The sequence below is a fragment of the Pelomonas parva genome (genome assembly GCF_043555835.1).
GTDB lineage: Bacteria > Pseudomonadota > Gammaproteobacteria > Burkholderiales > Burkholderiaceae_C > Pelomonas > Pelomonas parva.
Genome location: NZ_JBIGHV010000010.1, coordinates 229,601 through 254,226 on the forward strand (window position 1 = coordinate 229,601; position 24,626 = coordinate 254,226).

The 24,626-nt window shown below is 67.7% G+C and carries 20 protein-coding genes; 11 read left to right on the forward strand and 9 right to left on the reverse strand.

The genetic code is table 11. The features are described from left to right. Positions 1–3: 3 nt before the first annotated feature. The 6 genes from virB11 to ACG00Y_RS24115 all read left to right on the forward strand — a co-directional run bounded on the left by virB11 (position 4) and on the right by ACG00Y_RS24115 (position 8,024). Positions 4–1,086 carry a P-type DNA transfer ATPase VirB11 gene (virB11, locus tag ACG00Y_RS24090; protein ID WP_394483352.1) on the forward strand — a complete coding sequence of 361 codons (1,083 nt, stop codon included), beginning with the start codon at positions 4–6 and terminating at the stop codon, positions 1,084–1,086. Then, the gene (locus ACG00Y_RS24095; protein ID WP_394483354.1) at positions 1,083–3,101 is read left to right on the forward strand and encodes a type IV secretory system conjugative DNA transfer family protein; all 2,019 of its coding nucleotides are present in this window, start codon (positions 1,083–1,085) and stop codon (positions 3,099–3,101) included. Before virB11 ends, ACG00Y_RS24095 begins: the two co-directional genes overlap by 4 nt. A gap of 13 nt (positions 3,102–3,114) precedes the next feature. Next, on the forward strand, positions 3,115–3,762 hold the full coding sequence (locus tag ACG00Y_RS24100; protein ID WP_394483356.1) for an OmpA family protein: 648 nt from the start codon (positions 3,115–3,117) through the stop codon (positions 3,760–3,762). Between the two features lie 102 nt (positions 3,763–3,864). Beyond that, positions 3,865–4,923, forward strand: a complete 1,059-nt coding sequence (locus tag ACG00Y_RS24105) for an LPD7 domain-containing protein (protein ID WP_394483358.1) — start codon at positions 3,865–3,867, stop codon at positions 4,921–4,923. Positions 4,924–4,932: 9 nt separating this feature from the next. Further along, positions 4,933–6,048: a DUF1173 family protein gene (locus tag ACG00Y_RS24110; protein WP_394483360.1), complete on the forward strand. Its 1,116-nt coding sequence runs from the start codon at positions 4,933–4,935 to the stop codon at positions 6,046–6,048. A 494-nt stretch (positions 6,049–6,542) separates the two neighbouring features. Beyond that, entirely contained in the window at positions 6,543–8,024 is a 1,482-nt protein-coding gene (locus tag ACG00Y_RS24115; protein WP_394483362.1) for a 3-keto-disaccharide hydrolase, read from the forward strand. A 316-nt stretch (positions 8,025–8,340) separates the two neighbouring features. On the opposite strand, the gene ACG00Y_RS24120 is transcribed toward ACG00Y_RS24115, so the two are convergent. From ACG00Y_RS24120 to ACG00Y_RS24155, 8 genes are all read right to left on the reverse strand, one after another. Continuing rightward, positions 8,341–9,810 carry an NAD-dependent succinate-semialdehyde dehydrogenase gene (locus tag ACG00Y_RS24120; protein WP_394483364.1) on the reverse strand — a complete coding sequence of 490 codons (1,470 nt, stop codon included), beginning with the start codon at positions 9,808–9,810 and terminating at the stop codon, positions 8,341–8,343. Position 9,811: 1 nt separating this feature from the next. Continuing rightward, entirely contained in the window at positions 9,812–10,900 is a 1,089-nt protein-coding gene (locus ACG00Y_RS24125; protein ID WP_394483366.1) for a tartrate dehydrogenase, read from the reverse strand. Between the two features lie 22 nt (positions 10,901–10,922). Beyond that, positions 10,923–12,551 (reverse strand): ABC transporter ATP-binding protein, encoded by a 1,629-nt coding sequence (locus ACG00Y_RS24130; RefSeq protein ID WP_394483368.1) that lies wholly within the window; start codon positions 12,549–12,551, stop codon positions 10,923–10,925. Continuing rightward, positions 12,551–13,420: an ABC transporter permease gene (locus ACG00Y_RS24135; protein WP_394483370.1), complete on the reverse strand. Its 870-nt coding sequence runs from the start codon at positions 13,418–13,420 to the stop codon at positions 12,551–12,553. The genes ACG00Y_RS24130 and ACG00Y_RS24135 overlap by 1 nt, the downstream gene beginning before the upstream one ends. A 13-nt stretch (positions 13,421–13,433) precedes the next feature. Then, positions 13,434–14,390 (reverse strand): ABC transporter permease, encoded by a 957-nt coding sequence (locus ACG00Y_RS24140; RefSeq protein WP_394483372.1) that lies wholly within the window; start codon positions 14,388–14,390, stop codon positions 13,434–13,436. A gap of 32 nt (positions 14,391–14,422) precedes the next feature. Next, entirely contained in the window at positions 14,423–16,039 is a 1,617-nt protein-coding gene (locus ACG00Y_RS24145) for an ABC transporter substrate-binding protein (RefSeq protein WP_394483374.1), read from the reverse strand. A 75-nt stretch (positions 16,040–16,114) separates the two neighbouring features. Then, the gene (locus ACG00Y_RS24150) at positions 16,115–17,404 is read right to left on the reverse strand and encodes an NAD(P)/FAD-dependent oxidoreductase (protein ID WP_394483376.1); all 1,290 of its coding nucleotides are present in this window, start codon (positions 17,402–17,404) and stop codon (positions 16,115–16,117) included. Between the two features lie 19 nt (positions 17,405–17,423). Continuing rightward, positions 17,424–18,089, reverse strand: a complete 666-nt coding sequence (locus tag ACG00Y_RS24155; protein ID WP_394483378.1) for a haloacid dehalogenase type II — start codon at positions 18,087–18,089, stop codon at positions 17,424–17,426. Between the two features lie 479 nt (positions 18,090–18,568). On the opposite strand from ACG00Y_RS24155, the gene ACG00Y_RS24160 reads away from it, so the two are divergent. The 5 genes from ACG00Y_RS24160 (at position 18,569) to ACG00Y_RS24180 (ending at position 23,776) form a co-directional block, all read left to right on the forward strand. After that, complete coding sequence (locus tag ACG00Y_RS24160; protein ID WP_394483379.1) at positions 18,569–19,438, forward strand: GNAT family N-acetyltransferase; 870 nt, start codon at positions 18,569–18,571, stop codon at positions 19,436–19,438. 6 nt (positions 19,439–19,444) lie between these two features. Next, complete coding sequence (locus tag ACG00Y_RS24165) at positions 19,445–20,374, forward strand: 2-hydroxyacid dehydrogenase (RefSeq protein ID WP_394483381.1); 930 nt, start codon at positions 19,445–19,447, stop codon at positions 20,372–20,374. A gap of 134 nt (positions 20,375–20,508) precedes the next feature. Next, positions 20,509–21,951: an aminotransferase class III-fold pyridoxal phosphate-dependent enzyme gene (locus ACG00Y_RS24170; protein ID WP_394483383.1), complete on the forward strand. Its 1,443-nt coding sequence runs from the start codon at positions 20,509–20,511 to the stop codon at positions 21,949–21,951. 42 nt (positions 21,952–21,993) lie between these two features. Then, entirely contained in the window at positions 21,994–22,488 is a 495-nt protein-coding gene (locus ACG00Y_RS24175) for an Lrp/AsnC family transcriptional regulator (protein ID WP_394483385.1), read from the forward strand. Positions 22,489–22,813: 325 nt separating this feature from the next. Beyond that, a complete protein-coding gene (locus tag ACG00Y_RS24180; protein ID WP_394483386.1) occupies positions 22,814–23,776 on the forward strand; it encodes a porin in 963 nt (320 codons plus the stop codon). A 10-nt stretch (positions 23,777–23,786) separates the two neighbouring features. On the opposite strand, the gene ACG00Y_RS24185 is transcribed toward ACG00Y_RS24180, so the two are convergent. After that, positions 23,787–24,626 carry an SDR family oxidoreductase gene (locus tag ACG00Y_RS24185; RefSeq protein WP_394483388.1) on the reverse strand — a complete coding sequence of 280 codons (840 nt, stop codon included), beginning with the start codon at positions 24,624–24,626 and terminating at the stop codon, positions 23,787–23,789.

Sequence of the window (24,626 nt, forward strand, 5' to 3'; positions counted from 1 at the left end):
GCCATGAGCAACTGCGACTGCGACCATGACGCGGCGCCCGATGGCTGGTGCGGCGACGCCACATCGGTCATCGAGTTCCTGCGCCCGCTGCGCCCGCACCTCGACGCGCCGGATGTCCTTGAGGTCTGCGTCAATCGCCCAGGCGAGCTCCTCATAGAAGACACGACGGGCTGGAGAACGGTTGCTGCGCCGGAGATGGTGCTGGAGCGCTGCCTGTCGCTGGCCACCGCCGTCGCCACCTACTGCGACCAGCAAATCAACCAGGAGCGACCGCTGCTGTCCGCAACGCTGCCCAGCGGCGAGCGCGTCCAGTTCGTCATCCCACCCGCAGTGCCGCGCGGCACGGTGTCCATCACGATTCGCAAGCCGTCCAGCGTCATCAAGGGCCTGGCGGACTTCGAGCGAGAAGGCTTGTTTGAACGGACAGACGACCTGTCCCGAAGATCCCCGGGAGGGCTTCCCCCGCACGAGGCCGAGCTGGTCGCGCTAAAGAACGCCGGTCGATATGCCGAGTTCCTGCGTCTGGCTGTCCGCAGCTGTCAGACGGTCGTCGTCAGCGGCAAGACCGGGTCCGGCAAGACCACGTTCATGAAGGGCCTGGTCGAAGAGGTGCCTCGCAACGAGCGGCTCATCACTATCCAGGACACCGCCGAACTGACGCTGCCCAACCATGCCAACGCCGTCCACCTGTTCTACAGCAAGGACGGCCAGGGCACGGCCCGCGTGACCGCGAAGTCTCTCCTCGAAGCCTGCCTGCGCATGAAGCCGGACCGGATCTTCCTTGCGGAGGTCCGGGGCGATGAGTGCTTCCACTTTGTCCGCCTGGCCGCGTCGGGCCACCCGGGCAGCATCACCAGCGTCCACGCCGGCAGCTGCGCGCTGGCCTTCGAACAGATGGCACTGATGATCCGGGAGACAGGCGCCGGGGGCGGGCTGACCATGGACGAGATCAAGAGGTTGCTGAGCCTCGTGGTCGACGTGGTCGTCCAGTTCGACCGCGACCAGCGTGGGCGCTTCATCTCGGAGATCCACTACCGGCCGCGCGCACAGCGGCTGGCTCACTCACGCGAGGCGGCATCGGCATGAGCAGCGTCGCCCCCCTTCCCTTCTCGTCCTGGTCGACCGGCCGCAAGGTCGCAGCCGCCACCTTCGCGATAACCAGCTACGCGATGCTGGCTTGGGCGGCGGTCTACCTCGCGGGCGTGATCTTCCTGCTGCTGAACAAGGCCAACCCGGCACAAGCCAGGTTCCCCAGCATCGTCAGCTACTGGCGCCTCTACGCCGACGACCCACCCCTCCGGAAGAAGCTGCAGATTGCCATCGGCGCGGCGAGCGGCGGGATGCTCATTCTGTTGCCCGCCGCTTTGGTCACCGCCGCGAGGCAGAGGCGCCCGCTGCACGGCGACGCCCGCTTCGCAACACCTGCCGAGGTGTCGCGCGCCGGCTTGACCGCCGGCGGCCAGCCCAGCATCCTCGTCGGCAAGCATCGCGGGCAGTACCTCTCTCTGTCGGGACAGCTCTCCGTGATGCTGTCGGCGCCGACCCGCAGCGGCAAGGGCGTCGGGGTGGTAATCCCGAACCTGCTGAACTGGCCAGACTCCGTCGTCGTGCTCGACATCAAGGGAGAGAACTACGACATCACGGCTGGCTATCGCGCGGCGCACGGCCAGCCGGTCTACGCCTTCTCGCCGTTCGATGACGGAGCGCGCAGCCACCGCTGGAACCCGCTGACCACGGTGCGGGCCAGCCTGCTGCACCGCGTTGGCGACCTGCTGAACATCGGCCAGGTGTTCTTTCCGAACGACGGCAGCGGCACCTCGTCGGAAGCCTTCTTCAACGACCAGGCCCGCAACCTCTTCCTCGGTCTCGGCCTGCTGCTGTTGGAGACGCCCGAACTGCCGCGCACGGTCGGGGCGATGCTGCGGCAGTCCTCCGGCAAGGGGCGCACGCTCCGCGACCACCTTGCCGGCCTGATCGCAGCACGCATCGAGGAAGAGCGTCCTCTCACTGACGAGTGCGCAGACGCACTGCAGCGACTGCTGTCGAACTCGGACAACACGCTGTCCAGCATCGTCGCCACCTTCGTGGCGCCGCTGACCATCTTTGCGGACGCCATCGTCGATGCGGCGACCAGCGCCAACGACTTCCGGCTGGAAGACGTCCGGCGCCGGCGCATGTCGATCTACGTTCGCATCCCGCCCAACCGGTTGACGAACGCGCGACCGCTGCTGACCCTGTTCTTCTCCCAACTGGTCAGCCTCAACACCCAGCACCTGCCTGAGCAGGATCCGTCCCTGCGCTTCCAGTGCCTGCTGGTCAACGACGAGTTCACGGCGATGGGGCGGGTCGGCGTCATCACCAGCGCCGCAGCCTTCCTCGCCGGCTACAACCTGCGCTTGCTGACGGTCGTGCAGGCAATGTCCCAACTCGACGCCGTGTACGGCGACAAGGAGGCCCGCACATTCGCGACCAACCACGGCCTGCAGATCCTCTACGCGCCCAGGGAGCAGCGCGACGCCGATGAGTACAGCGCCATGCTCGGCCATTTCACCGAGCGAGCCACGTCGCACGGCCGCAGCCGCTCCTTCAGCACGCGCGGAAGCAGTTCTGTCAGCCGCAACGAAAGCGAACAGCGCCGGGCCCTGCTGCTGCCCCAGGAGTTCAAAGAGCTGGGCAGCGAGCGGCTGGTCGTCATCCTGGAGAACTGCAAGCCCATCCTGGCCGAGAAGATCCGCTACTTCAAGGACAAGGCCTTTCGATCACGGCTGCTTCCCCCGCCCGTGGTGCCATCCATGAATGTGGAGCTGCACCTGGCTCGCGTTCAACAGCGTTGGCGCTACGCCGACGACGAACTCGCCCCCGGCGAGGGTATCGACATCGAGGCCCTTGCCCACGACCTGGCGCAGCTGCCCGAGAACTTCGATGGCCCGCCGGATGGGATCGCGGAGACCTTCCTGAACTTCTTCACGGCCGGTGGCCCCAGCGACGCAGGCATCGGCGGCGCAATTGAAGCCATACCCGACGACGACGGCGTGCTGCTCGTCGAACCCGAACTGCAGCGGGCCGGCGACGTCCGCGCGCCGAAAGCCATCCACCCCTGAAGGGAGCACCGCCATGCGAGCGACCATCCTCCTCACGCCCTTCCTGCTCTCGCTGATGCTGCTGGCGTCGTGCAGCTCGCCGCCCAAGCCACCGTCGGTCGACGAGGCACGCAGGCGACCTGCGAATACAGCCATGGCGGTCGAGCTGCAGGTCTGCAAGAACGAACTGCAGAACACCCGCTTGCTGGCAACGGAAGCCGGCCTGTTGGCCGAGACAGCAACCACCACGCTGGTCAACACCGCTGCAAGGCAACAGGCTCTTGCCAGCCTGCCGCCGCTCAACGAGAAGAAGCCACGTGGCAACAGCGTCTACAGCGTGCGTTTCGAGTTCGGCAGCTCGCAAGTCGACTTCCCGGCCGACATAGCCAAGGCGCTGACCGACCAAGCCAAGGCCGCGCCGCTCGTGAAGTTGCGCGGAAGGACCGACGGCAGCAGCGACTCCGCAGTAGAGAGCCGCATCGCCCGCGAGCGCGCCACGGCCGTCAGGGACTACCTGGTGGCTGCGGGTGTTGACCCATCCCTCATCCGCACGACCTACCAACCCTCGGGAGACCACGTGGCCGACAACAGCGGCCCGACGGGACGCGCTCTCAACCGGCGAGTCGAGATCGAGATCTATCAGGCTCTGCCTGTTGCACAGGCCGCCGCAGTACAGCGTTGAAACACGGTCCACAAGGAGATCACCGTGGATGCAGACACCTCCCCAGGCCACGCAGCCCCCTTGCCACGCGGCGGCGTCGTTGAGCCGGCGAATCGAGCCTCCGTGGCGATCAACAAGTTCCAGACCCCACCTGAGGCGCCAAGCGAGCGGTACGAGCTTCGTGACCCGTTCGCCGACATCACCTATCGCGCCAACTCCTTCGCCGAGATGGTCGCGAAAGCCGACCAGCTGGGCAGCAGCCGCTTCACGGCCATCGCTGCGGACGACACACGCACGCCGGTCCTCAAGCATGGCAGCGAGTGGCAGCGAGGCGCGCCGCTCGCGCCCCTGCCCCAACGCCCTCTTGACCCAGCGCCTGCCCGAGACGACCTGCCCGATGCCGGCGCAGTCGCCAAGACGCCGTCCACAAAGCCTGCAGCTCAGCAAGAGGTCGACGACAAGGCCATCGCGAAGATCGACGCCCAGGCCGACCGGGCCGCTCTTGTGGCCCGCCTTGAGGAGGCGTTGAAGGATCGATACGTCATCAAGCGTGCGCCCGTGACCATCGGCGAAGTGGCCATCGGGCACACCGAATACCGCTTCCGTGGCGACAGCTCGCGAGTGGCCTTCACCGAGTCCACGTTCAAGCTGGCCACCGACACCAACAGCCCCTCCGTCGCGCGATCCATGGTCGACGTCGCGCAGGCAAGGAACTGGAAAGGGGTGCGCGTGTCGGGCAGCGAGGATTTCCGGCGCTTGGTCTGGCTCGAAGCATCCGTGCGCGGCGTCAAGGCCATCGGCTACGAGCCGAACCCAGCGGACATGGATGTGCTCAGGCACGAGCAGCAGGCTCGGTTGACCAATCGCATCGAGCCGACCCGAGAGACCGGCAATGGCACGGCCACCATGCCCGCAGAGAAGTCCTCGGCGCGCGGTGGTGGCGGACGCAAGGCCGTCGTTGCGGCCATCGAAGCAGTGCTCGTCGCAAAGCGAGTGCCGGAAGCCAAGCGAAATGCCGTCCTGGCCGCCGCGACGGAAAAGCTTGCCCAGCGAGCAAGCCTCAGCCAAACACCCAAGGTCAAGGTTTACGACCAGGCGGCACCGCCGCAGCGAACCGTCAGCACGCCCACGCCAGAAGCCAGCCACTCACGCGATCGAGCCGCTCCAGCACACGCTCGGTGAGCCGCTGTCATGCATGCCGCCTACAAGCTTCACGAACGAAGAGACACCATCTTCGAGATCAGCGGTCAGAGGTTCGAACCGAGCAATCCTGGCTTCGCGGAGGCCATTGCTCGAGCACATGCGGGGCGCCTACGTCCACGATGCCTTTGCCGGTCCGAAGGGGCCGAGATGTACGTGGCCAGACTGGCTCATGGCTACGTGGTCAAGCGGATGCCCGACACCGGCAATCGTCACGCCGCAGATTGCCCGTCGTTCGCACCGTCCGCAGAGCAGACAGGATTGGCGCCGCTGCTGGGCAGCGCAATCAGGGAGGATCCTGCTACCGGGATCACAACGCTCAGGTTGGACTTTCCGCTGTTCAGATCTAGGCAGACCGGTTACTCAACGGTCGCCTCATCTTCTGCGCACGTCTACGGCGTTAGCGCCAGCGGCACCAAGCTGTCGATGGGTGGCCTGCTGCACTACCTTTGGGAGCACGCAGGCCTGACACGCTGGCACCCCGGCTTTGAAGGCAAGCGCACCTGGGCCATCATCCGCAGGCATTTGCAACGCGCAGCAGACCACGTAATTGCCGGTGGCTGCTCGCTTGGGGCCAGGCTGTACGTACCAGAGCCGTTCTCCTTGGCGAATCAGGATGAGATCCGCGCCCGCCGGTGGGCGAATTGGTCAAGCGCAGCGGCCCAAGAAGGTAGGCACCAGCAGCTGTCGCTTCTCATCGCCGAAGTGAAAGAGGTGCTGCCCGCTCGGCATGGCCACAAAGCTGTGGTCAAGCACGTGCCGGATGTGGCGTTCACCCTCGACGAGCCGATTTGCAAGGCGATCGGGCAGCGGTTCAGCCGGGAACTGGGCATGTGGACCTCAGGGCCCGATATCCGGATGTTGATGCTTGCAACCTTCGAACTGAGGCCGGCGGGCGTACCGGCCATCTGCGGCATCCACCTGATGCCGGTAACCAGGCAGTGGCTCCCGGTAGACACCATGAACGAACAGCAGCTCGTCGAACAACTGGTCCGTGATGGTCGTTCATTCAAGAAGCTTCTTCGCTACGACCTTCGATGCGGTGAAGGACAACCCAGCGTCGCCTTGCTAGATCGGGGCGAGCCCGCGAAATTGCTCATCGCGTGATCACAAGGACGACCCCCAGCGGGCTGACGCTGCGGTCGCGAGGGGTGGTTCTGCGGCGGTTTCCTTAATCCGCAGCAGGATGCCGGATTCACGGCCCAGTGAATGAAGCCGTCATCTGGCTCACCTGACGACGCGGCAGCAGCTACGACCGCTGTCGAGGGCGAAACTGCCATCCAAGTGGGAGGGCCGCCTATCACCCCGGTTGAACCCGGATGAATTTCTGCTGCCCGAGCGGTCGAACGGGTGCTCCCGACCTGAAGCGAAAATTAGCACAGCTTGAGCAAGCCTCCGGAAAGTGGCCGCTCAACGTTTGACTTTATCGGCAGTCACAATGGGCGAAGCCCCGCTTTCGCGTCTCCCTACGATGAAAGGGCTAGGCGCATCGTCGTCCTCACGAGACAGGTACTCAGGTACTTCTTGTGCCAACGCCTTCCACTTCAAATCCAACTTCTGAGCCGCCCTTCCGGGGGGCCGCACTTTCGGGGATGTGAGGAATGAACATGATGTCCAGGCTGGTCTGCGCCAGCATGTGTTTGTTTGCCGGCGCTGCCTTGGCCGCCAGCAATGCGGCGAACACCGCAACATGGAAGCACATCTTCAACGGCAAGGATCTCAGCGGCTGGTCGGCGCACTACGCATTCCCAGTCAGCGCCGATGCGCCGGCCGCGTCCAGCATCTTCGAAGTGAAGAATGGCGAGATCCACGCGTATCCGACGCACGTGGCGGGCACGCCTCAGCCGTTCGCGTACATCGTCACCGACGCTGACTTCAAGGATTACGTGATAAGCCTCGAATACAAATGGGGCGAGAAGAAGTTTCCGCCGCGGCTTCACGAAGTGCGCGACGCGGGCCTGCTGTATCACGTGGTTCGCATGCGGCCGTCAGATTGGCCGGCGAGTGCCGAAGCCCAAATCCAGGAAGGCGACACCGGAGATGCGTGGGCGATATCGACGCGAGCCTCGAGCTTCGTCGATCCGAAGACCGGCCGTTATGCTCCGCCCGAAAACGGCGGTGTCCCCATCACGGGCGGCAAGAACGAGGGCTTTCACCGTACGCGCCACGGGCGTGCCAACGAGCGTCCGGGCTGGAACACGCTCGAAGTCATCGTGCGCGGTGATCGCGCCACACACGTCGTCAACGGCATCGTGAACATGCGCGTCAGCGAACTCAAGTCCTGGGATGCCGGCACGAACAGCTGGGTCAAACTCGACCATGGCAAGATCGTGCTTCAAGCGGAAGGCGCCGAGGTTTTCTATCGCAACATCAAGGTTCGGGCGCTCACGGAGACCGACGACATGCCGCCTGCACCTGAACTCAGCGAGGTATGGTTCCCCGTTCCACCCAAGGTGACGCCGGGCGCGGCGCCAGGTGCCGCGCCGTCGGACGCCATCGTGCTGTTCGACGGCAAGAGCCTCGACGCATGGAAAAGCGCGAACACCGGAGCAACCGCGGGTTGGAAAATTGACAACGGCGAATTGGTGGTCGGCCCGGGCACCGGCGACATCCAGACCAAACAATCCTTTGGTGACGTTCAACTGCACCTGGAGTGGCGCGCGCCCAAACTTCCCGCCGACAAAGTGAATCAGGATCGCGGCAACAGCGGCGTTTTCCTGCAGGATGCCTACGAGGTTCAGATTCTCGACAACTTCGAGAACCCGACCTACGTGAACGGCATGGTGGGGTCGATCTACAAGCAGTTCCCTCCGCTCGTCAATGCCACTTGGCCAGCCGAGACCTGGAACACCTACGACATCATCTACGCCGCGCCGCGCTTCGCGGGTGACGGTTCGCTCATTTCACCGGCCCGACTCACGGTGTTGTTGAATGGCGTGCTGGTGCAGAACAACTCCGCGCTCAAGGGCAGCACCACCTACATCGGCACGCCCAGCTATCGAGCCCACGCGGAAATGCCGCTGCGCCTGCAGGATCATGGGCATCTGGTCCGGTACCGCAACATCTGGGTGCGCAAGCTTTGATGGCGACATTGCTGGTTTCCTGACAAGAGGGGGACCGGTTCGAAGTGGCCTGTTCTGCCCCGGTGCTGCCGCCCCCGGGGTCAGTGTGTTACTTCGACTGCAACCGTACGCCGTCGATGCGCCCTTCGTCGCATTGACAAGGATCCAACCGGGCACTTCGCGGCGGCGAATACAGGGCCACGGATGTCGGTTCAGGGTCGCTATGAAAAGCTTTGCATAGCGACCCATCACTGCCATTCACCACCTTGAAAAGCCGTCGAATCAAGTTGCCCGTGGTCGCTTTCTCAACGGTGCTCACCGCAGAGGATCTAGCGAATCACACCTGTCCTTGGCACAAGTACTTCAAGTGCACGTACTCATCCAGGCCGTGCACGGATCCTTCGCGACCGTAGCCCGACTCCTTGACGCCCCCGAACGGCGCCGCCTCGGCGGCGAGGGCGCCCTCGTTGATGCCGACCAGGCCGCACTCGAGCGCGTCCGCCAGTCGCCAGACGCGGCGCACGTCGCGCGTATAGAAGTAGGCGGCAAGGCCGAAGGGCGTGCCGTTGGCGGCGCGGATGACGTCGGCCGCGTCGTCGAAGCGCGTCACCGGCGCGACCGGACCGAAGGTCTCTTCCATGCTGCACGCCATCGAGCTATCGACGCCCACCAGCAGCGTCGGCGCGAAGTAGTTGGACCCCATCGACGCCAGGCGCTGGCCGCCGACGACGACTTGCGCGCCGCGCTCGACCGCGTCGTTCACGTGACGTTCGATCTTCTCGACGGCACGCGCGTTGATCATCGGCCCGACCTGCGACGCCTCATCACTGGCCGGGCCGACCTTCAGTGCCGAGACTCGCGCCGCCAACTTGTCGACAAAGGTGTCATGCACCGCCGAGTGCACGAAGACCCGGTTCGGACACACACAGGTCTGGCCGCCGTTGCGGAACTTGGCCACCATCAAGCCATCGACTGCCGCATCGAGGTCGGCATCGTCGAACACGATGAAGGGCGCATTGCCGCCGAGCTCAAGCGACAACTTCTTCAAGGTGTCGGCACTGCGGCGCGCCAGGTGCTTGCCCACCGGCGTCGAACCGGTGAAGCTGATCTTGCGCACGCGCGGGTCGTCGAGCCAGACATCCACCACCTCCGCCGCGCGCTGCCGCGACGCGGTGACGATGTTCAGCACGCCGCTGGGCACACCGGCCATCTCGGCCAGCCGCACCAGCGCCAGCGAGGTCAGCGGCGTGTCCTCCGCCGGCTTGCAGACCACCGTGCAGCCAGCAGCCAGCGCGGGTGCGATCTTGCGGGCGATCATGGCCGCAGGGAAGTTCCACGGCGTGATCGCCGCGACGACACCGACCGGCTCCTTCAGCGCGAACATGCGCCGCCCCGGCACCGGCGCGGGGATCACGTCGCCGTTGGCGCGCGTGGCCTCGCCAGCGAACCAGTCCACATAGCTCGACGCATAGGCCACCTCGCCGCGCCCTTCGGCCAGCGGCTTGCCCTGCTCGCGCGAAATCAGGCGGCCGAGGTCGTCCTGGTGCGCCAGGACGAGGTCGTTCCAGCGCCGCAGGATCTGCGCGCGCTGCTTGGCCGGCACCGCCCGCCAGCTCGCGAACGCCGCGTGCGCGGCCTCCAGCGCTGCGGCGGCGTCCAGCGCGCCGCTGTCGGGCACGGTGGCGAAGACGGCGTCGGTCGCCGGGTCGGTCACGTCGAAGCGGCGGCCTTCCTGCGCCTCGCGCCATTGCCCCCCGATGAAGTTGCGGCCGGGCAGCAGGTCGTCATGTTGAATCGTCAATGGCATTTCAAAATTCCTTCACTTGATTGGCAATGGCCTGGCCGACGTCTTCGGTATGGGCGTCGCCGCCAAGGTCGGGCGTGCGTGGTCCACTTCGGATCACGTCCTCGATGGCGCGCACGATGGCGTCGTGCGCCGCGCGCCCGCTGCCCTGCCCTTGCGTCAGGAAATCGAGCATCAGCGCGCCCGACCAGATCATGGCGATGGGATTGGCGATGCGGCGGCCGTAGATGTCGGGCGCCGAGCCGTGCACCGGCTCGAACAGCGATGGGAACTGGCGTTCCGGGTTGAGGTTGGCGCTGGGCGCCAGGCCGATGGTGCCGGTGGTCGCGGGGCCGAGGTCGCTGAGGATGTCGCCGAACAGGTTGGTCGCAACGACGACATCGAAGCGCTGCGGTTGCAGCACGAAGCGGGCGCACAGGATGTCGATGTGCTGCTTGTCGACCCGAACGTCCGGGTACTGCCGCGCCATCTCGTCGGTGCGCGCGTCCCACCAGGGCATGCTGATGGCGATGCCGTTACTCTTGGTGGCCACGGTCAGCGCCTTGCGCTGGCGTGAGTTGGCCAGCTCGAAGGCGTAGCGCAGCACGCGATCGGCGCCGTGGCGCGAGAACACGGACTCCTGGATGACGATCTCGCGCTCGGTGCCGGCGAACATCACGCCGCCGAGGTTGGTGTACTCGCCCTCGGTGTTCTCGCGCACGACGACGTAATCGATGTCACCGACCTTGCGCCCCGCCAGCGGGCACGGCGCGCCTTCGAACAGCCGCACCGGCCGCAGGTTGATGTACTGGTCGAACTCGCGCCGGAACTTCAGCAGCGAGCCCCACAGCGAGACGTTGTCGGGCACCGTCGCCGGCCAGCCGACGGCGCCGAAATAGACGGCGTCGACGCCAGCCAGCTGTTCCTTCCAGTCGTCCGGCATCATCTGGCCGTGCTGCGCATACCAGTCGCAGCTGGCCCAGTCGAACTCGCGCAGTTCGAGGGCGAAGCCGAAGCGGCTGGCGGCTGCCCTCAGCACCCGCAGCCCCTCGGGCATCACTTCCTTGCCAATGCCATCGCCTGCGATGGCGGCAATACGGAACGTGTTGATCATGGGTTTTCCTTCTTCGTCGTTGTCAGGCGACCAGCACGGGTCGCGGCAGGTCGAGTTCCTCGAGCCAGCCGCGCCGCAATTCAGGCACGGCGCGCGCGAGTTGCTCGTAATAGGGGTGGTGCGGCCCGCGGTCGTAGTCGGCGCGCGCAACTTGGGCCAGCTTGCAGCCATGCCGCATCACGACGATCTCGTCGCAGACCGCGCGCACGGTGTGCAGGTCGTGGCTGATGAACAGGATCGACAAGCCCAGCTCGCGGCGCAGTTCAGCGATCAGATCTAGCACGGCCGCGCCGACAACCGTGTCCAGCGCCGACGTGACCTCGTCGCACAGCAGCAGCTCCGGCTCGGCGGCGAGCGCCCGCGCCAGGTTGACGCGCTGCTTCTGGCCGCCCGAGAGGCCCGCAGGCAGGCGGCCGGCAAGGTTAGCTGGCAGCTTCACCAGGTCCAGCAGCTCGGCGATGCGGCGCTGCAGGGCGGCGCCCTTCAGGCCACGGTAGAACTGGAGCGGTCGGGCCAGGATGCTCTCGATGGTCTGCGACGGATTGAGCGCCGTGTCGGCCGACTGGAAGACGATCTGGATGCGGCGCAGCTCGTCTTTGCTGCGCTGTGCGAGCGTGGGTGACAGCGCCTGGCCGTCGAAGCGGATGGTGCCGGCGCTGGGCGCCAGCAGGCCGGCGACGGCGCGGGCCAGCGTCGTCTTGCCCGAGCCCGATTCGCCGATGACGCCCACCGCCTGGCCGCGCTCTAGGCGCAGGCCGATGTCCTGCAGGATGCACACCTGCGGCCGGCCCTGCGCGTCGCGCGCGCCGTAGCCGGCCGAGACGCCGCTGATTTCGAGCAGGGCCTGCGTGCTGCCTGAGACGTGGCCGGAATCGCGCGCCGCCGGCCGCGCAGCGGCCAGCAGTTCGCGGGTGTACTCATGCGCCGGCTGGGCGAGCACGCGGTCGGTGCTGGCCAGCTCCTGCATGCAACCGCCCCGCAGCACGAGGATGTGATCGGCCATCTGCGCCACAACCGCCAGGTCATGGCTGACGTAGACGGCCGTCACCTGGCGCTCGCGCACCACGCGCTTGAAGGCGCGCAGCACCTCGATCTGCGTGGTCACGTCCAGCGCCGTCGTCGGCTCGTCGAGGATGACGACGTCGGGGTCGGTGATCAGCGCCATCGCCGCCATCAGCCGCTGCAGCTGGCCGCCCGAGACCTGGTGTGGGTAGCGCGCGCCGATGCCTTCCGGGTCGGGCAGCGCCAGCTCGCGGAACAGCGCGATGGCCTTGAGCTCGGCCGCCGGGCGCGACAGCGTGCCGTGCATCGTCGCGGGCTCCACGACCTGGTCGAGGATGGTCCGCGACGGGTTGAACGACGCCGCCGCGCTCTGCGCGATGTAGGCCACCTTGCGCCCGCGCAGGCTGCGCAGCTGGCTTGCGCCGAGCTTGAGCACGTCGATGTCGTCGATGCGGACCTGTCCCGCCGCGATGCGGCAACCGTGTCGCGCATAGCCCATCAGCGCCAGCGCGGTGGTGGTCTTGCCCGAACCCGATTCGCCGATCAGCGCCAGCACCTCGCCGGGCCGAATGCTGAACGACAGCGCGTCCACCAGCGTGGCGTCTCCGGCCACGACCGTCAGGTTGCTCACCTCAACAAGGCTGCCCATCAGCGCGCTCCTCTTTCGCGAGCCTTGCGGCCCGGCAGGTTGTCGATCAACAGGTTCACGGCGATGGTCAGGCTGGCGATGGCTGCAGCCGGCGCAATCACCGAGGTGCCGCCGTCGGCCAGCGCGCCGATGTTCTCGCGCACCAGCGAACCCCAGTCCGCCATCGGCGGCTGCACGCCCAGGCCGAGGAAGCTCAAGGACGCCAGCAGCAGCACGACGTAGACGAAGCGCAGCCCGAGGTCGGCCAGCATGGGCCCAAGGATGTTGGGCAGGATCTCGCGCCGCATCACATACCAGGTGCCCTCGCCGCGCGTGCGGGCCACGGTGACGTAATCCATCGCATTGATATTCACGGCCAGCGAGCGGCCGATGCGGTAGGCGCCTGGAACATAAATGACGGCGGCCGTCACGATCAGCACCGGCACAGACGAACCGAAACCGGCCACGATCAGCAGCGCGAACATCTTGCTCGGGATGGCCGTCAGCGTGTCCAGCACGCGGCTCAGCGCGCCGTCGATCCAGCGGCCGCTGGCTGCAGCCAGCAGCGCCAGCAGCGTGCCCGCGCTACTGGCCAGTAGCGTGGCGGCCATGGCGACGCCGACGGTGTAGCGCGCGCCCTCAATGACGCGGGCAAGGATGTCGCGCCCGAGGTAGTCGGTGCCGAGCCAGTGCTGGGCGCTGATTGGCGCAAACACCGCGCCGCCGCCGTGGGCGCCGCTGCGGGCCAGCAGCGTGGGGCCGAACACGGCCGCCAGGACCCAGAAGATCAGGACCGCCATGGCGCACAGCCCGGTGGGGCCGAACTTCGCGAGCCGATGGCGCCAGGGCGCTGGCCGCACGGCCGGCAGGGGAATGGAAACGACGCTCATGCCAGTGCTCCGTTCAGCGGTGCCGCAGCCGCGGGTTGGCGACGATGCCGCAGATGTCTGCGGCGGTGACGAGGATCAGGTAGCCGCTGCAGAACAGCATGGCGCAGGCCTGCACCAGCGGCGTGTCGCGCTGCGCAACGCCGTCCACCATCAGCTTGGCGACACCGGGATAGTTGAAGATGGTCTCGACGATGATCACGCCGCCCAGCAGGTAGGACAGGCTCAGCGCCACCGCGTTGGCAATCGGGCCAACCGCGTTCGGCAGCGCATGGCACATGACGATGCGCAGCGACGAGGCACCCTTCAGGCGAACCATCTCGACGTAGGGCGCCTCCAGCTGGTCGATGACCGCCGCACGCGTCATGCGCATCATCTGGGCGACGATCACGCAGGTCAGCGTCAGCACCGGCATTGCGAAGGCCTTCAGCAACTGGCCCATCGATTCGATGTCGTTGACATAGGACAGCGCCGGCAGCCAGCGCAGCTGCACCGCAAACACCAGCACCGCCAGCGTCGCGATCAGGAACTCCGGCACCGAGACGATGCCCACCGAGGCCGTGGACGCGGCGCGGTCGAACCACGAGCCCCGCCACACCGCCGAGGCGATGCCGGCCGCCAGCGCGATGGGCACCGAAAACAGCGCCGTGATGGCCGCCAACAGCAGCGAGTTGGGCAGCCGCGAGCCGATCAGCTCGGCCACCGGCAGGTAGGCCGTGACGGACTTGCCGAAGTCGCCCTGCACCAGGCCGCCCAGCCAGCGCAGGTAGCGCTCGGGCGCCGACGCGTCGAGCCCCATCTGCGCCCGCAGCGCCGCCAACGCTTCGGGCGTGGCGTCCTGGCCGAGCTGCTCCTGGGCGGCGTCGCCGGGCAGCACGGCGGTCACGGCGAAGACGATCACCGACACCGCCAGCAGCGACAGCAGCGACAACCCGATGCGCTGCGCGAGCAGCTTGAGGATGATCCCGTTCATAGGATGCCTTGCCTGGTGTGGGGAGTTCGGCGTCAGGCGGCGAGCCAGACGTTCTCGGCAAAGTTGTAGCCCATCAATCCGCCCAGCGGGATCGGCGACAAGCCCTTGACCTTGGTGCTGTGGCCGTCAAGGCTGGCCAGGAACAGCGGGATGCCGATGCCGGCTTCCTGGTGGATCAGCGTCTGCATGTCGGCATACATCTGGCGGCGCTTGGCGAGGTCGGTCTCGCCGCGCGCGGCGACGAGCAGCTGGTCGAACTTCTCGTTCTTCCAGCGCGACTCGTTCCATTGCGCGTCCGACTTGAAGAACTGCGTCAGCAGCATGTCGGCGCTGGGCCGCGGGTTGACGTTGCCGAAGCCGACCGCGCTGTTCAGCCAGTGGTTGGACCAGTAGCCGTCGGCCGGCATGCGCTTGACCTCGATGTCCAGCCCGGCCCCCTTGGCCGTCTGCTGGAGCAGCAACGCCATCTCGACCGAGTACAGCGCCGCAGGCGAACACACCACCGGCACCGTGCCGGAGACGCCCGCCTTCTTCAGGTGGAACTTGGCCTTCTCGGGGTCGAAGGCGCGCTGCGGCAGGCCGGCGAAGTGGAAGCGGCTAGTCGGGTCGATGGGCTGGTCGTTGCCGACGACGGCCTGGTCGAGGGCGATGGTCTTCCTCATCTGCTCGCGGTCGAACAGGTGCTTCATGCCCAGCACGAAGTCGGGGTTGGCGCCCGGCCCGCTGTCGCGCCGCATCGTCAGGTCCGTGTACTGGCCCGACTGCGTCTTGAACACGGCGTAGCCCGGCGTGCCGGCGATGCGAGCCAGCGATCGCGGGTTGACGGCGCCGACGAGGTCGATGCCACCCGACAGCAGCGCGTTGACGCGGGCGTTTTCGTCGCTGATGCCGACGAATTCAATCTCGTCCAGGTAGGGCTTGCCGGGCTTCCAGTAGGCCTCGTTGCGCACGACGACCGAACGCATGCCGGGCTTGAACTCCTTGAGCTTGTAGGGGCCGGTGCCGATGCCGGCGTTGAAGTCGGTCGTGCCGTCCTTGACGATGTGGAAGTGGAAGGTGCCCAGGATGACCGGCAGGTCGGCGTTCGGCGCGGCGAGCACGATGGTGACCTCGTTCGGGCCGCTTGCCTTGATGCTCTCGATCTGGTCGGTCTGGACCTTAGCCTTGCTGGCGGTGGCCAGGTCCTTGTGGCGGGAGAGCGAGTAGACGACGTCGGCCGGGGTCAGCGCCTTGCCGTCATGGAAGGTGACGCCGCGGCGCAGCGTGAACACCCAGGTCTTGGCGTCCTTGGTGTCGAAGCGCTCGGCCAGGGCCGGCTGCGGCGTCAGGCTGCCGTCCAGCGACGTGAGCCCGTTGTAGAGCATGTTGCAGCGCGAGTAGTCGGCCTGGTTGGACTGCTTGGCCGGGTCCAGCGTGTCGCTGGCCGACGCCGTGGCGCCGGCCACGCGCAGCTTGCCGCCGCGCCTGGGCGCTTGCGCGTGGGCCGTCATCGCCGTGCCCGCCAGCGCGCCCGCGAGGCCTGTCTGCATGCCGGCCCCGGCGAGCAGGCCGAGGATGTCGCGACGACTGGCGCCGCGCTGGAGCGCGTCGAACAGACGCTGGCTGTCTTGCGGGCCGACAAGGGCTTCGAGGGATTGGCGATGGCTCATGGTGTGTTTCTCGTTCAGTGTTCTGTTGGGGTTGACGAGTTCGGGGCGGGTCTTGGGAGAGCCGCCCGCTCCAGGCTAGGCGAAGCGATCCTTCAGCCGGAAGTACAGGCCGACGGCGGGCAGGAACCACGGCGGGCCGACATGGCCGGGAATGGCTGGCCAGGCGCGGTCCGCCCATGGGTTGGCGGCTGCATCGCCGCCCATCACGGCGGCCATGCGCTGGCCCATCAGCACGGACATCTGCGTGCCGTGGCCGCTGTAGCCCATCGTGTAGTACAGGCCGTCGCGTTCGCCGGCATGGGGCAGGCGGTCCTGCGTCACATCGACGAGGCCGCCCCAGCAGTAGTCCAGCCGCACGTCGGCGAGCTGCGGGAAGGTCTCCAGCAGGCCGGCGCGCAGGACCTCGCCGCTGGCGGCGTCCTGCTGCGGGCTGCTGATGGCGAAGCGCGCGCGGCCGCCGAAGACGAGCCGGTGGTCGGCCGTGAGCCGGAAGTAGTGGTGGATGTTGGCCACCGTCGTGTAGGTGCGGCGCGCTGCCAGCAGCGCGGCCGCGCGCTCCGCGCCGAGCGGCTCGGTCACGACGATGAAGCTGCCGATGGGCACGATGCGCCGGCGCAGCCAGCCGAAGCTGCCGTAGCCGCCGTGGCGCGACGCGCCGGTGGCCAGCAGCACCTGGTCGGCAGCCACAGTGCCGCGCGTGGTGTGCAGGCGGTGGGCATGGCCGTGGGTGCGCTCCAACCGCTGCACGCAGGTGCCGATGAAGATACCGGCGCCTTGGCGCTCGGCAGCCTCGGCCAGGCCGTTGGCAAAGCGCCCCATGTGCATCTGGCCGCTGCGCCTGTAGAGCATGCCGCCGTGGAAACGCTCGCTGCTCACCTCGGTGCGCACGGCGGCCGCGTCGAGGATCTCGGTGTCGGTGTCGACACCGTCGGCATGCAGGCGCTCCACGCTGCGGCGCAGCACGTCCAGTTGCCCCGGCCGGGTCGCCAGCTTGAGCTTGCCGGTGCGGTTGAAATCGCAGGCGATGCCCTCCTGCTGAACAAGCTGCGCCACGGCGTCGACGGCGGTGTCATAGGCGCGGTACCAGGCGGCTGCCCGCGCGGCGCCATGGCGGGCGGCGGCTTCCGCATAGTCCACCGCCAGCCCGTTGTTCACATGGCCGCCGTTGCGCCCCGAGGCTTCGGACGCGACGCGCGCGCCGGCCTCCAGCACGGCCACCGTGGCACCGCGCCTCGCCAGCGCCAGGGCGGCGGACAGGCCGCTGAAGCCCCCGCCCACCACGGCGACGTCCACGCGCTGCGGCAGCTCGCGCGCGGCCGGCAAGAACGCCGGCACGCTGTCGGTCCAGTAGGCATCGAGCTTCATGGCGGGTTGCTTTCGACGTTCAGAGACCGACGACGCCGGCCAGGCCGCCGATGTCGGCGATCTCGGTGTAGCGGTAGCCCGGGCAGCCCGGGCCATGGCCACGGTTGACGAAGACCTTGTTGACGATGCCGATGTCGTCGGCCGACATCAGGTCGTAGCGCAGGCTGGACGACACATGCAGCAGGTCCTCGGGGTTGCAGCCCAGCGAATCGATCATGAACTCGAAGGCCTTCAGCCGCGGCTTGTAAGCCTGCGCCTGCTGCGCGGTGTAGACGCGGTGGAAAGGTGCGCCGAGCATGGCGACGTTGGACTGGATCTGGTGGTCCATCGCGTTGGACAGGATCACCAGCGGGATCTCCTTGGCGACCTTGGCCAGGCCGGCGGGCACGTCGTCATGCGGGCCCCAGGTGGGCACGGCATCGACGTAGCGCTGCGCCTCGGCGTCCAGGTATTGCAGCTTCCACTTGCGGCACAACCGTCGCACCGCGTTTTTCAGCACCACGTCATACGGTTGCCAGTCGCCCAGTACTTCGTCGAAACGGTAGGCCGTGAAGTCGGCGATGAATTGCTCCATGCGCTCGGCCGGCACGCGGTCGAAGAAGATGTCGCGTGTGATCTCCGCCATGCGGAAGCGGGTCAGCGTGCCGTAGCAATCGAAGGTGATGTACTTGGGTCGGATGCTCATGTTGTGCGTCTCGCTCAGTGGGTTGTCATCAGGACTTCATTGCAGCATGTGCCCTGAAGTGGTTTGTGGGGAAAACGGGTTGCCGCAGGCGCTGAAACTGCCGTTCGGAGGCGGCTCGGCGGCATGGCCTGCGGAGCGCACTTCGAAGGGGCCCGGCGCCCCGTCATGGCCATCGAAGAGCACTGTCTTGTCGCGCAAAGGCTGCCCGAGCGGCCCGCTGCAAGGTGATCTGGATTGAAGGCTGGCATGGCTTGGATGCGCGCTGGAGGAATGGCGCAGATGGTAGGAATGAGGCCATGGAATATGTGTGCGTAGACGCGCGCCGTTCAGCAGCGAATGCCGTGCTGACCGGCCTGGCAGCGCAAGCTGCTGAATTGCGGCGGCACCTCTGTTCGGACTGGTGCGGCAGGCGCGAAAGGCCGCAACATGAGCAACCCCTTGCCCTTCAGGAGACCCGCCACATGGGCGCCCTCACCACCATGAATGCAGCTGCCACCGACGACGGCGTGCGGCTGCGCGAAATGAACGACGCCGACCTTGCGGCCGCGCACTCGCTGTCCGAAGCGCTGCGCTGGCCGCACCGCCTGGCGGACTGGAAGCAGGTCTTCCACCACGCCGAGGGCGTCGTCGCCGAGCGCGACGGCGCGATCATCGGCACCGCCCTGCGCTTTCGCTGGGGCCCGCAGGACGCCACCATCGGCCTCGTCATCGTCGCGCCGGCGCAGCAGGGCCGGCGCATCGGCCACCGGCTGATGAGCGCAGTGCTCGACGGCCTGGACGGCTGCCGCGTTCGGCTCAACGCCACGATGGATGGCCGCGGCCTCTACGAGCGCCTGGGCTTCACGCGCGTCGGCGAACTGCGCCAGCACCAGGGCATCGCGCAGCCGGCGCCGCTGGTGGCGCTGGACAGCGGCTGGCGCTTGCGCCCCGCTGGCGCTTCCGATGCTGCGGCGTTGAAGGCGCTGGACACCCAGGCCTGCGGCATGCCGCGCGACGCGCTGCTGGATGAACTGCTGGCCGAGGCGGAGTTCACCGTCGTGCTGGACGACGGCGGCACGGTGCGCGGCTTCGCCCTGCTCCGCCGCTTCGGCCGTGGCCATGCCATCGGGCCGGTCGTCGCGCCGGACGAGGAAGGCGCCAAGGCCCTCATCGCCCACTTGGCCGGCACCAATGCCGGCCGCTTCACGCGCATCGACATCGACCTGGACAGCGGGCTGGCCGAATGGCTGGAGGCGATGGGCCTGCTGCGCGTGGACGCGCCGGTGGTGATGCAACGCGGCCCGGCTGCCGAGCCGCCGACACCCGGCGCGCCCAGGGGCTATGCCGTCGTCACCCAGGCGCTGGGCTGAAGCGCGATGGCCACCTTCCTCTACATGGCCGACGCCGAGCGCGGCCGGTGCTGGGGCGAGATGTTCCGCCGCGACGCGCCGGCGCTGGACTTCCGCCTCTGGCCGGATGCCGGCGACCCGGCCCAGGTGCACTACCTCGCCACCTGGCAGCAGCCCGAGCAGCTGGCCCAGCGCTTCCCGAACGTGAAGCTGCTGTTCTCGACCGGCGCCGGTGTGGACCAGTTCAACCTGGCCGCGCTGCCACCAACCGTCTCGCTGGTGCGCATGGTGGAGCCGGGCATCGTGCAGGGCATGGTGGAGTACGTGCTGCATGCCGTGCTGGACCTGCACCGCGACATGCCCGCCTACCGGCGCCAGCAGGCCCAAGCGTCGTGGCGGCCGCTGCCGGTGCGCACCGCGGCGCAGTGCCGTGTCGGCGTGCTGGGGCTGGGCTCGCTGGGCGAAGCCGTGCTGACGGCGCTGCGCGGCCTGGGCTTCGACTGCGCCGGCTGGAGCCGCAGCCGGCGCAGCATCGACGGCGTGCCGTGTTTTGCTGGCGAAGCCGAACGGGCCGACTTCCTGCGCCGCAGCGACATCCTCGTCTGCCTGCTGCCGCTGACCGACGCAACGCGCGGCCTGCTGAACAGCGCGCTGTTCGATGCACTGCCGCGCGGCGCGGCGCTGGTCCATGTCGGCCGCGGCCCGCAGCTGGTGAGCGCGGACCTGGTGGGCGCCCTCGATGACGGCCGCCTCGGCGAGGCCATGCTCGACGTGACCGACCCCGAGCCCCTGCCGGCGGACGACGCGCTGTGGCGCCATCCCCGCGTGCAGATCACGCCGCACATCGCCAGCATGACGCAGCCGGACACCGCGGCCGCTGTGGTGCTGGACAACCTGCGGCGCTTCGAAGCGGGGCTGCCGCTGGTGGGTTTGGTCGATCGCGACAAAGGCTATTGAGCGCGAGCCGAAGCTTCTGCCGTGACGGCCCGCAGTTCAGCGCAAGACGCTGCGGTGAGCGGCCAATGCAGCATCCACTAGAAGCCGCTAACGCCCAAACTGAAGCGTCGCTATCCACTGCAACACGCCGCCTCATGACTGCCCTGCCCCACGCCCAAACCGCCGCCGCCGACCACGCCAACATCGCCACCCCGGAACAGCACGCCGCGCTGGCCGGCCTGGACCGCGCGCATCTCATCCACCCCGTGGCGCCGTGGCGCCGGCACGAGGAGCGTGGCCCGACGGTGCTGAGCTCCGGCCACGGCGTCTGGCTGCAGGATGCCCAGGGCCGCGAGCTGCTCGATGCCTTCGCGGGCCTGTGGTGCGTCAACGTCGGCTACGGCCAGGAGAGCGTCGTGCAGGCCGCCGTCGAGCAGATGCGCCGCCTGCCCTATGCGACCGGCTACTTCCACTTCGCCAGCGAGCCGGCTATCCGCCTGGCGGCCAAGCTGGTCGAGATCACGCCGGCCTCGCTGACCCGCGCCTACCTGACGCTGGGCGGCTCGGAGTCGGTCGATGCGGCCGTGCGCTTCATCGTGCAGTACTACAACAACACCGGCCGGCCGGCCAAGAAGCACTTCATCGCGCTGGAGCGTGGCTACCACGGCTCGTCGTCCACCGGCGCAGGGCTGACGGCGCTGCCGGTCTTCCACCGCGGCTTCGACCTGCCGCTGGCCACGCAGCACCACATCCCGTCGCCCAACCCCTATCGCCATGAAAGCGGCTCTGACGCTGCGGCCTTGATCGCCGCCTCCGTCGCCTCGCTGCGCGCCAAGGTGGCCCAGCTGGGCGCGGAGAACGTGGCCGCCTTCTTCTGCGAGCCGGTGCAAGGTTCCGGCGGCGTCATCGTGCCGCCGCGTGGCTGGCTGAAGGCGATGGCCGACGCGGCGCGCGAGCTGGACATCCTGTTTGTCGTCGACGAGGTCATCACCGGCTTCGGCCGCACCGGGACGATGTTCGCCTGCGATGCCGAAGGCGTGCAACCCGACCTGATGACGCTCGCCAAGGGCCTGACCTCGGGATATGTGCCGATGGGCGCGACGATGATGTCCGAGCGGGTCTACGCCGGCATTGCCGACGGCGCCCCGGCCGGCCAGCCCATCGGCCACGGCGCGACCTACTCGGCGCATCCGGTGTCTGCCGCCGTGGCGCTCGAAGTGATCCGGCTCTACGAGGAAGGCGGCATCCTCGCCAACGCCCAGCGCGTTGCCGCGCGCTTCGCTGCCGGGCTGGCGGCCTTGCGCTCGCACCCGCTGGTGGGCGACGTGCGCTGCGTCGGCCTGCTGGGCGCGCTGGAACTGGTGAGCGACAAAGCCAGCAAGCGTGGCTTCGACCCGGCGCTGGGCCTGGCCGACCGGCTGTTCGCCCTCGGCTACCAGCACGGCCTGGTGTTCCGCAGCTTCGGCGACCACGTGCTCGGCTTCGCGCCGGCGCTGACGATCACCGAGGCCGAACTCGACGTGCTGTTCGTGCGTTTGTGCCGCGTGCTCGATGACGCATTGGCGGCGCCGGATGTTCGCGCCGCGATGGCTGGCTGAGCCGGACAATCGGCCCTTCTCCCACCACGCCTCGCGACCCCCATGGCAGAAGCCCTCAAGCTCGACCGGTTGGACCTGCGCATCCTGGCCCAGCTGCAGAAGAACGGCCGCATCACCAACGTCGACCTTGCCGATGCCGTCGGCTTGTCGCCCAGCCCCTGCCTCATCCGCGTCAAGCGGCTGGAGCAGGCCGGCTACATCAGCGGCTACGGCGCCCACCTGCGGCTGGAGAAGCTGGGCGACACGCTGACGGTGTTCACCGAGGTGACGCTGACCGACCACCACCGCGAGGACTTCATCCGCTTCGAGACCGCCATCCGGGACGTCGACGAGATCCTCGAGTGCCACCTCGTCAGCGGCGGCTACGACTACCTGCTGCGCTTCATGACGCGGGGTGTGAACCACTACCAGCAGGTCATCGAGGGCCTGCTCGAACGCAACATCGGCATCGAGAAGTACTTCAGCTACATCGTCATCAAGTCGCCCTTCGTGAAGACGCATTGCGCGATCGAGAAGCTGTTCAACGAAACGCGCTGAGCGCACGCACCAACCGAGCAGGCCCGCAGCACGCGGGCCTGTTGCACTTTGGGCGCGCCGACGCGTCGTGATGACGCCGCAAACGCTGCCGGCAACACCTCTCCCAACCGCAGCAACCACCTGCGCACCGCACGGTTTCGGCATCGGCGCAGACCACGCTGCCAACGCCCTTCACAACCGCACTTCGTGCCGCCGCAGCCGCCCACAACGCGACGCCTCGCACAGCCCCCGGTGCTGGAATGCCCTGGCACCGAGCGGTGCGGCTTCCGAAGCGAAGTTGCAGCCCCTCGCCGTCGCCGACCAAGCAACCTACAAGAGGGAATCCATGACAGCTTTCAACCGCATCCGCCTTCTCGCCGTCACCGGCGCCGCCCTGTGTGGCAGCGTCGCCAGCGCGCAATCCAACGTCACGATCAGCGGCAGCATCGACGCGGGCGTGTTCCGCGACACGGCCGGCCGCAAGAATGTCGGCACCATCCAGCGCAGCCACCTGGAGTTCGCCGGCACCGAGGACCTCGGCGGCGGCCTGGCCGCGACCTTCCGCCTGCGCCACCGTTTCGACGCCGACACCGGCGCCTCGGAGGCCGGCACCGGCAGGCCGTTCTGGCATGGCGAATCGACCGTCGGCATCAAGGGCGGCTTCGGCGCCTTGCGCGTGGGCCGCGCGCTCGACGCCATCCAGGCGCACGACTGGGCCTTCGATGCCTGGAGCAACTACGACCGCATCGTGTCGCCCGCCTGGGACCTGTGGCACTGGAACTACTCCGCCGACCCGGCCGGCGGCGGCTCCGGCCGCGTCGCCAATGCGGTGTTCTACGACTCGCCCAAGTTCAGCAACGTCTCGCTGCACGTCAGCGCCTCGCCGGAGTCGCCCGAAGGCGCCGTGGCCAAGACGCGCGCCGCCACGCTGCTCTACAACGACGGCATGCTGCGCATGATGCTGGGCAGCGGCAAGAACAGCGCCGGCGCCACCGAGACCCTGGCCGGCGTGCGCGCCACTTTCGGCCAGCTGTCGCTGATGGGCGTGTACAACATCAGCGAAACCCTGGCCGGCTCCAAGGCCAAGGTGACGACGCTGGGCGCCGTCTACCGGATGGGTGCAACCACCTTCAAGGCCGGCTGGGGCCAGGCGGACATCAACGGCGTGAAGCAGCGCAGGATGGTCTCGGTGAGCACCGGCTACAGCCTGTCCAAGCGCACCACGGTGTATGCGGACCTGGCCTCCAAGCGCATCCTGGGCACGGGCACGAAAGAGGTCTACGGCGCCGGCATGACGCACTCGTTCTGAACAGGCCGCGCTACAGCAGCGGTGCGCCGCCCGTCACGGCATAGCGCGCACCGGTGACGTAGCTCGCCTCGTCCGACGCGAGGAAGACGAACAGCGGCGCCACCTCGCGCGGCTGGCCGGGCCGCTTCATCGGCACGTCGCTGCCGAACTTCTCGACCTTCTCGGGCGGCATCGTCGCGGGGATCAGCGGCGTCCAGATCGGGCCCGGGGCTACCGAGTTGACGCGGATGCCCTGCTCGGCAAGCAACTGGCCCAGGCTGGCGGTGAAGTTGGCGATGGCCGCCTTGGTCGCCGAGTAGGGAATGAGTTCCTTGGGCGGCTTGTCGGACGTGATCGACGTCGTGTTGAGGATGGACGACCCCGGCTTCAGGTGGGGCAGCGCGGACTTCGCGAGATAGAACTGCGCATGGATGTTGACGTCGAAGGTGTGCCGCCATTCGTCGTCGGAGATCTCGTCCAGCGACTCGCGTGACATCTGGAAGGCGGCGTTGTTGACGAGGATGTCCAGCCGCCCGAACTCGTCGACCGCGCGGCGGACGATGGCCTTGCAGTGTTCGGCATCGACGATGTCGCCAGCCATCAGCACGCAGCGGCGGCCGGCCTCCTCCACCCAGCGGCGCGTCTCCTGCGCGTCGTCGTGCGATTCGAGGTAGGCGATCAACACGTCCGCACCCTCGCGGGCGTAGGCGATGGCCACCGCGCGGCCGATGCCGGAATCGCCGCCCGTGATGATGGCCGCCTTGCCGGCGAGCTTGCCGCTGCCCTTGTAGCTCTGCTCGCCATGGTCCGGCTGCGGGCGCATCGGGGCGGTCTTGCCGGGCAGGTCCTGTTGCTGTGCGGGTTGGTTCAT

What these genes read in the sequence shown, in the direction of transcription:
- ACG00Y_RS24120 (WP_394483364.1), bottom strand. Translation starts at nt 9,810, where the DNA reads ATGCCATTGACGATTCAACATGACGACCTGCTGCCCGGCCGCAACTTC.
- ACG00Y_RS24185 (WP_394483388.1), bottom strand. Translation starts at nt 24,626, where the DNA reads ATGAACCAACCCGCACAGCAACAGGACCTGCCCGGCAAGACCGCCCCG.
- ACG00Y_RS24175 (WP_394483385.1), top strand. Translation starts at nt 21,994, where the DNA reads ATGGCAGAAGCCCTCAAGCTCGACCGGTTGGACCTGCGCATCCTGGCC.
- ACG00Y_RS24130 (WP_394483368.1), bottom strand. Translation starts at nt 12,551, where the DNA reads ATGGGCAGCCTTGTTGAGGTGAGCAACCTGACGGTCGTGGCCGGAGAC.
- ACG00Y_RS24155 (WP_394483378.1), bottom strand. Translation starts at nt 18,089, where the DNA reads ATGAGCATCCGACCCAAGTACATCACCTTCGATTGCTACGGCACGCTG.
- ACG00Y_RS24150 (WP_394483376.1), bottom strand. Translation starts at nt 17,404, where the DNA reads ATGAAGCTCGATGCCTACTGGACCGACAGCGTGCCGGCGTTCTTGCCG.
- virB11 (WP_394483352.1), top strand. Translation starts at nt 4, where the DNA reads ATGAGCAACTGCGACTGCGACCATGACGCGGCGCCCGATGGCTGGTGC.
- ACG00Y_RS24165 (WP_394483381.1), top strand. Translation starts at nt 19,445, where the DNA reads ATGGCCACCTTCCTCTACATGGCCGACGCCGAGCGCGGCCGGTGCTGG.
- ACG00Y_RS24095 (WP_394483354.1), top strand. Translation starts at nt 1,083, where the DNA reads ATGAGCAGCGTCGCCCCCCTTCCCTTCTCGTCCTGGTCGACCGGCCGC.
- ACG00Y_RS24145 (WP_394483374.1), bottom strand. Translation starts at nt 16,039, where the DNA reads ATGAGCCATCGCCAATCCCTCGAAGCCCTTGTCGGCCCGCAAGACAGC.
- ACG00Y_RS24160 (WP_394483379.1), top strand. Translation starts at nt 18,569, where the DNA reads ATGAATGCAGCTGCCACCGACGACGGCGTGCGGCTGCGCGAAATGAAC.
- ACG00Y_RS24115 (WP_394483362.1), top strand. Translation starts at nt 6,543, where the DNA reads ATGAACATGATGTCCAGGCTGGTCTGCGCCAGCATGTGTTTGTTTGCC.
- ACG00Y_RS24140 (WP_394483372.1), bottom strand. Translation starts at nt 14,390, where the DNA reads ATGAACGGGATCATCCTCAAGCTGCTCGCGCAGCGCATCGGGTTGTCG.
- ACG00Y_RS24170 (WP_394483383.1), top strand. Translation starts at nt 20,509, where the DNA reads ATGACTGCCCTGCCCCACGCCCAAACCGCCGCCGCCGACCACGCCAAC.
- ACG00Y_RS24125 (WP_394483366.1), bottom strand. Translation starts at nt 10,900, where the DNA reads ATGATCAACACGTTCCGTATTGCCGCCATCGCAGGCGATGGCATTGGC.
- ACG00Y_RS24110 (WP_394483360.1), top strand. Translation starts at nt 4,933, where the DNA reads ATGCATGCCGCCTACAAGCTTCACGAACGAAGAGACACCATCTTCGAG.
- ACG00Y_RS24180 (WP_394483386.1), top strand. Translation starts at nt 22,814, where the DNA reads ATGACAGCTTTCAACCGCATCCGCCTTCTCGCCGTCACCGGCGCCGCC.
- ACG00Y_RS24100 (WP_394483356.1), top strand. Translation starts at nt 3,115, where the DNA reads ATGCGAGCGACCATCCTCCTCACGCCCTTCCTGCTCTCGCTGATGCTG.
- ACG00Y_RS24135 (WP_394483370.1), bottom strand. Translation starts at nt 13,420, where the DNA reads ATGAGCGTCGTTTCCATTCCCCTGCCGGCCGTGCGGCCAGCGCCCTGG.